Origin of the sequence: Micromonospora sp. 15K316 (assembly GCF_004348525.1) — a bacterium.
In the GTDB taxonomy this organism is placed as follows: Bacteria; Actinomycetota; Actinomycetes; order Mycobacteriales; family Micromonosporaceae; genus Micromonospora.
Map to the genome: position 1 here is coordinate 1 of NZ_SMKG01000274.1, position 6976 is coordinate 6976.

6 protein-coding genes are annotated in these 6976 nt (G+C 72.3%); 5 read left to right on the forward strand and 1 reads right to left on the reverse strand.

Annotation, left to right across the window (positions count from 1 at the left end; genetic code table 11):
• Positions 1-206, forward strand: a 206-nt coding sequence (locus tag E1211_RS29175) for a GNAT family N-acetyltransferase (protein ID WP_371686217.1), incomplete at its 5' end; no start/stop codon positions are given.
• 64 nt (positions 207-270) lie between these two features.
• Here the strand turns inward: E1211_RS29175 and E1211_RS29180 are convergent.
• On the reverse strand, positions 271-2394 hold the full coding sequence (locus E1211_RS29180; protein ID WP_132352966.1) for a glycogen debranching N-terminal domain-containing protein: 2124 nt from the start codon (positions 2392-2394) through the stop codon (positions 271-273).
• Between the two features lie 157 nt (positions 2395-2551).
• Between E1211_RS29180 and E1211_RS29185 the strand changes: the two genes are divergently transcribed.
• The 4 genes from E1211_RS29185 to E1211_RS29200 all read left to right on the forward strand — a co-directional run bounded on the left by E1211_RS29185 (position 2552) and on the right by E1211_RS29200 (position 6889).
• Complete coding sequence (locus tag E1211_RS29185) at positions 2552-3532, forward strand: LacI family DNA-binding transcriptional regulator (protein WP_243709747.1); 981 nt, start codon at positions 2552-2554, stop codon at positions 3530-3532.
• Positions 3533-3556: 24 nt separating this feature from the next.
• The gene (locus tag E1211_RS29190) at positions 3557-4804 is read left to right on the forward strand and encodes an extracellular solute-binding protein (RefSeq protein ID WP_132352970.1); all 1248 of its coding nucleotides are present in this window, start codon (positions 3557-3559) and stop codon (positions 4802-4804) included.
• Positions 4805-4875: 71 nt separating this feature from the next.
• Positions 4876-5997, forward strand: coding sequence for a carbohydrate ABC transporter permease (locus E1211_RS29195; protein WP_132352972.1), 1122 nt, complete (start codon positions 4876-4878; stop codon positions 5995-5997).
• A 1-nt stretch (position 5998) separates the two neighbouring features.
• Complete coding sequence (locus E1211_RS29200) at positions 5999-6889, forward strand: carbohydrate ABC transporter permease (RefSeq protein WP_132352974.1); 891 nt, start codon at positions 5999-6001, stop codon at positions 6887-6889.
• Positions 6890-6976 lie beyond the last annotated feature (87 nt).

Consider the following 6976-nt stretch of genomic DNA (forward strand, 5'->3'; position numbering starts at 1 on the left):
GGATCGGGCGGGCCGCCGTCGCGAGCCTCGCCGGGTGGCTGTCGGCGCGGGACGGGAATCCGCCGGTGCGGTTGTCGTACCACCCGGAGAACACCGCGGCCGCCGGCCTCTACACGTCCCTCGGCTTCCGCCCCACCGGGCTGATGGAGGACGACGAGCTCATCGCCGAACTCACCACCCCGCCGCCCACCACCCCATCCCGTTGATCATGAGGTTGACGGCGGTGCTGGAGATCGAAGTCGCCGCCAACCTCATGATCAACGCTGTAGGTCAGCCCTCGACCGGGTGGTCGGCGGGAGCGGGGCGCGGGGCCGGGACGGTCGGCACCGCGTCCACCGTGACGGTCAGGTGGGCGGGCAGGCCCGTCACCGTCGGGTGGCCGGCGCGGTCGACCGTCACGCCGACCGGGGCGCCGGCAACGCTCAGGCCCTCCGCCGCGACCGCGCCGAGCCGCGCGCCGGCGAGCGGTGCGAGCCGGACGGTCCCGCCGGGCACGTCGGGGTAGAGCCCGGTGGCGGCCTGGAGCAGCTGCACCGCCCCGGCCGCCGCCCACGCCTGCGGCCGGCACGCCGCAGGGTAGGGCACCGGCCGGCCGAGCAGCGAGCGGTCGTCGCCGCCATACAGCTCGGGCAGGCGGTAGTCGAACGCCTCGGCCGCGCCGAGCAGGCCGTCGGCGAGGGTGAGGGCGGTGTCCCGGAAGCCGGCCCGGGCCAGGTTGCCGAGCACGATCGCGGTGTCGTGCGCCCAGACCGAGCCGCAGTGGTACGACAGCGGGCTGAACCCGGTGTCGTCGGTGGACATGGTGCGCAGCCCGAACGCGCCGGACAGCGCGTCGGTGCCGAGCAGCCGAGCCACCTGCGCCTCCTCCTCGGTGCTGAGCAGCCCGGTGCCGAGCAGATGGCCGATGTTGCTGGTCAGCGAGTCGACGGGGCGCTTCTCCCGGTCCAGGGCGAGAGCGGGCTGCGGCCCGTACGGCCCGTCGACCCAGAACGCGGCCCGGAACCGGCGGGCCAAACCGGCCGCGTGCTCGCGCCAGCGGTCGCCGCCGGGGCGGCCGAACGCCTCCAACAACCGGGCGCCGTTGACCGCGGCCTCGTGCGCGTACCCCTGCACCTCGGCGAGCACGATGGGCGGCGCGGCCAGGGTGCCGTCACGGAACCGGACCGCGTCGCCGGAGTCCTTCCAGCCCTGGTTCGCGAGGCCGTGCTCGCTGGTGTCGACGTACTCGACCAGGCCGTCGCCGTCGGCGTCGGCGTGTGCGCCGAGCCAGTGCAGCGCCGCCTCCAGGTGCGGCAGCAGCGGCTCGACCTGCTCGGCGGGCAGGCCCCAGCACCAGGCGTCGTGCAGCAGGTTGACCCAGAGCATGGTGGCGTCGACGGTGCCGTAGTACGCCGGCGGGAGGCGCAGCCCGTCACCCGGGGCGAACTCGTGCCGCCGCAGTTCGTGCAGGATCTTGCCGGGCGCCTCGCCGGTGGCCGGGTCGACCCGGGTGCCCTGCCGCCGGGCGAGCACCCGCAGGGTCCCGGTGGCCAGGTCGGTGCCGAGCGGGAGCATCATCCGGGCGGCCCAGAGGCTGTCCCGCCCGAAGAGGGTGAGGAACCAGGGGACTCCGGCACCGAGGAAGACGTCCTCCGGGGCGCCCGCCTCGGCCAGCCGCAGGCCGCGCAGGTCGTCGAGGCTGCGGTCCAGGAACCGGACCAGCCGCCGGTCGTCGGCGCGCAGGCCCGGCCGGGACCAGGCGGGTTCGCCCGGCGGGCAGACCACGACGGCCCGCGGGTCGTCGACGTCGAGTCGCCAGCTCACCTCGGCCCGGCCTCGGGGCGGCAGCTCGACCGGCCAGGTGAGCCGGGGCGTGGTGGCCCGCCCGCCCGTCGAATCGGTGGTGGCCCCCTCGGCGGTCACGGTGACCGTGATGCCCGCCGCGGCCCAGGCCAGCTCGCCGGGGCGGCCCGTCTTGGCCTCCAGCGCCTCGGCGGCGCCGCCGGCCTTGACCACCTCGATCGGGGCGAGGTCGCACGCGATGTCGATGCTCAGGACGGCCCGGACCGGCACCGAGGCGGTGGAGACGATCCGGATCTCCTCGGTGAGCCCGCCGGGCGAGACCCGGCGGAGCCGTTCGACCCGGACGGTCGGGTCCGGCCCGGGGTCGCCGAGCCACCGGGTCAGACCGACGAAACGTACGCCGTGCGGGCCCGCCGATCCCCGGGCCAGGCTCTCCGGTTCCCGGTCGTCGACGCGCAGCTCGGCCCGGGACAGCACCCGGGCGTCGGCGTGGAAGACGCCCTGGACCCCGGTCGGGCGGATCTGCCCGGCCAGGTCCCCCAGCGCACTGGTGGGGGCGCGGACCACGCCCACCAGCTCGTGCAGCAGGGGTTGCAGTTGGCGTTCGGTCACGGTGTGGCTCCAGATCCTGTAGCTGCGGAACGACGTCTTGACAAAGTCGTTCCGGCCGGTGCAAAGTGCGAAACATTCCAGAAACTTGAACGATCTAATCCTGCCGTATCCGAATTGGATCGTTCAAGATGGCGAGAGGGATTTTGTGTCCGAGAAGGTGACCATCGCAACGGTGGCCCGGCACGCCCGTGTGAGCCGTCAGACGGTCTCCAACGTGCTCAACACACCGCACATCGTGCGGGAGGAGACCCGGCAGCGGGTCCAGGAGGCGATCGCCACCCTCGGCTACCGCGTCAGCCAGGCCGCCCGGCAGATGCGTACCGGCCGCTCCCGCCTCCTCGCCGTACGGATCGAGCCGACCCGGGACGGCATCAACGGCTCGGTGCTCGACCGCTTCCTGCACGGCCTCACCGAGACCGCGGAGGTCGCCGGCTACCGGGTGATGCTCTACACCGCCGACGACACCGCGCGGGAGATCGCGGCCTACGAGGACCTGCTCAGCGCGTACGACCTGGACGGCTTCGTGCTGACCGGGACCGACCACGGCGACCCCCGGACGGCCTGGCTGGCCGAACGGGAGGTGGCGTTCGTGGCCTTCGGCCGCCCCTGGGACGACCTGACGGCACACCCGTGGGTCGACGTCGACGGCGCGGCGGGCACCGCCCGGGCGACCGCGCACCTGCTCGCGCGCGGCCACCGCCGGATCGGCTTCCTCGGCTGGCCCGCCGGCTCCGGCGTCGGCGACGACCGCCGCGCGGGGTGGCGAGACGCCCTGCGCGAAGCCGGAATCGACCCGGCCGGTCTGGACCGGGCGGTCGAGGACGGCATCGCCGAGGGGGAGTGGTCGATGCGGGATCTGCTCGACGCCGACGAACCCCCCACCGCCGTGGTCTGCGCCAGCGACTCCCTCGCCCTCGGCGCCCTCCAGGCGGTACGCGCAGCCGACCCCGCCGTCGCGGTGATCGGTTTCGACGACACCCCGGTCGCGGCCGCGACCGGGCTGACCAGCGTCAGCCAACCCCTCGGCGAGGCCGCCGCCCGCTGCGTGGACCTGCTCACCGCGGTCCTCGACGGGGACCAGCAATCCCCCGAGCCCGTGCTGCTCCAGCCCTCGCTGGTGCTCCGGCACACCGCGTAACCCATCCCCGAACAGGAGAACCAGATGGCACCTCGACCCCTCGCCCGGGTGGCGGTGGCTGGCCTCGCCGCCGTCGCACTGCTCGGCTCCGCCGCCTGTGGCAGCGGCTTCGACGACAGCTCCGAGGGCACGGCCCAGTCCAGCGGCCCGGCCAGCCTGCAGATCCTGATCGGCTCGTCCGGTGACGCCGAGACCAAGGCCGTGCAGGACGCGGCGGCCAAGTGGGCCAGCGACTCGGGCAACACCGCCACCGTGACACCCGCCCAGGACCTCACCCAGCAGCTCGGGCAGGGCCTCGCCGGCGGCACACCGCCCGACGTCTTCTACGTCGACGCGGCCCAGTTCGCCGACTACGCGAGCGTCGGCGCGCTCGAACCGTACGGCGACAAGATCAGTGACACCGGTGACTTCTACGAGAGCCTGCGCACCGCGTTCACCTACGACGGCAAGCTCTACTGCGCGCCGAAGGACTTCTCCACGCTGGCGCTGGAGATCAACACCGACCTCTGGACCAAGGCCGGCCTGACGGACGCCGACGTCCCGACCAGTTGGGATCAGCTCACCGCCACCGCCCAGAAGATCAAGGCGAAGGGGCAGGTGCCGCTGGCGCTGGGCGACACGCGGGACCGGATCGGTGCGTTCCTGGTGCAGAACGGCGGCTGGCTGATGAGCGAGGACGGCAAGCAGCCCACCGCGGACACCCCGGAGAACGTGGCGGCCCTCCAGTACGTCAAGGACCTGGTCACCAAGGGGCTGGCCCAGTACCCCAAGCAGCTGGACGCCGGGTGGTCCGGTGAGGCGTTCGGCAGGGGCAAGGCCGTCATGACGATCGAGGGCAACTGGATCAAGGGCGCGCTGCAGAACGACTTCCCGAACGTCAAGTACAAGGTCGTCCCGCTGCCGGCCGGCCCGAAGGGGCAGGGCACGCTCTCCTTCACCCAGTGCTGGGGGATCGCCGCCAAGTCGAAGTACAAGGAGCAGGCGATCGCGTTCGTCGAGGCGATGACGAGCGGCGAGCAGCAGATGGCCTTCGCGCGGGCGTTCGGCGTGATGCCCTCCCGCCAGTCCGTCCACGACCAGTACGTGAGCGTCTTCCCCGCCGACAAGCCCTTCATCGACGGCGTCGCGTACGCGCAGGGCCCGGTGAACGCGCCGAAGATGGACAGCGTCCTGCGTGACCTCGAGGCCGGCCTCCAGGCCCTGTCGACCGGCGACCCGAAGACGATCCTGGCGAACTTCGACAAGAACGCCAAGGCGGCGCTCGGCGAGTGAGGTGTGATGCGCGGGCCCCGGCCGAGACCGGGGCCCGCGCCGCGCACCTCCCGTCTCGTGAGGGAGGGACGATGGCAACGGAGGCACCGGCGGCGCGGGTGGCCGTACCCGGCGACGCGCCTCGGCGGCGCGGCCGCGGCACCCGGAGCAACGAGAACCTCGCCGGTTGGCTCTTCGTCGCCCCGGTCGTCGTGATCCTCGGGCTCTTCCTGCTGCTGCCGATCCTGATGGCGCTCTGGGTGAGCCTCACCGACTGGAACGGCCAGGGCAGCCCGTTCACCCGGAAGGTGCCGTTCGTCGGGGTGGAGAACTACACCCGCCTCTTCGCCGAGGACGGGCTGGACCGGCGCGACTTCATGACGAGCCTGCGGAACAACATCTACTACGTCGGGATCGTGGTGCCGGCGCAGACCGCGCTCGCCCTCGGCCTCGCGCTGGTGGTGAACAACCGGATGCTCAAGGGGAAGAGCTTCTTCCGCAGCGCCTTCTACTTCCCCTCCGTCACCAGCTCGGTGGCGATCAGCGTGGTCTTCCTCTTCCTCTTCGCCAACTCGGGGGCGGTCAACAAGCTGCTCGGCCTCTTCGGCGTCGCCGGCCCGCAGTGGTTCGCCGACTCCCGGGGCGTCCTGCACCTGCTCCTCGGCACGCTCGGGGTGGACGACCCGCCGGCCGCGCTGACCGGCGGCGGACCGTTCGGGTTGAGCTGGTGGGACTGGCTCTCCGGGCCGAGCGTCGCGATGGTCTCGATCATCACGCTGGTGGTCTGGACCACCAGCGGAACCTTCATGCTGATGTTCCTGGCCGCGTTGCAGAACCTGCCGGTGGCGCTGGACGAGGCGAGCACCCTCGACGGCGCCGGCCGCTGGCAGCGCTTCCGCTACGTCACGCTGCCGATGATCAAGCCGACCATGTTCCTGGTGGTGACGCTCGGCCTCATCGGCTCCTGGCAGGTCTTCGACCAGGTGTACGTGATGAGCCAGGGCGACCCCGCCAAGACCACGCTCACCCCGGCCTACCTGTCCTACCGGACCGCGTTCCGGGAGTTCGACTACGGCTCCGGGGCGGCGATCTCGTTCGTGCTGTTCCTGATCATCATCGGGTTGACCCTGATCCAGCGCCGTGCGATGGCCGACCGTGACGCGGTCGGCCGGCGGCGCGGCGGGCGGCGTCGACGCGTACCGGAGGGGTCGTGACATGGCCGTGCTGACCGACCGTCCGCCTGTCGCGGCGACGCCCGGGCGGCGGCGCCGCGCCGGTCGCAGCCTGGCCTCCCGGGTCCTGGGGTACGCCACGCTGATCTTCTTCGGGCTGGTCTTCCTCTACCCGTTCGTGATCCAGCTCGGCAACTCGTTCAAGACCGAGCCGGACGCGGCGGCCAACCCGCTCTCGCCGATCCCCGACCCGGTCTCGCTGGCCGGCTTCGAGCGGATCTTCGCGGGCACCAACTTCCCGCTCTGGCTGGGCAACTCGCTGCTGGTCACCGTGCTCGTGACGGTCGGCCGGGTCTTCTTCGACTCGCTGGCCGGGTACGCGCTGGCCCGGCTGCGATTCCGTGGCCGCGCCGGGCTCTTCGCCCTGGTCGTCGCGGTCATGGCGGTGCCCCCCGTGGTGCTGCTCATCCCGAAGTTCCTGGTGCTCAACCAGCTCGGCATGTACAACAGCTACAGCGGGCTGGTGGTGCCGCTGCTCGCCGACGCGGCCGGGGTCTTCATCATGAAGCAGTTCTTCGAGTCCGTCCCGGTGAGCGTGGAGGAGGCGGCCCGCATCGACGGGGCGAGCGTCTTCCGCACCTTCTGGTCGGTGGTGCTGCCGATGGCGAAGCCGGCGCTGATCACCTTGACCATCCTGTCGTTCCAGGGCTCCTGGAACGAGTTCCCGCACAGCCTCGTGGCGGTGCAGGACCCGGACCTGTTCACCCTGCCGCGCGGTCTGGCCGACCTGGTCAGCGGGTCACTCGGCAAGGGCAGCCAGTACCCGCTCAAGCTCGGCGCCGCCCTGCTCGCCACGATCCCGGTAGCGGTCATCTTCGTGGTGTTCCAGCGCTACTTCGTCCGCGACGCCAACGACGGCTCCGACAAGGGGTGATCTGTCCCGCCCCGCCCGGTTCGCGGGGCTCCGGCACCCGGAGGCCCGCGATGCGCTCCACGCGGCGGGCGGCGCTCAGTCGACCGA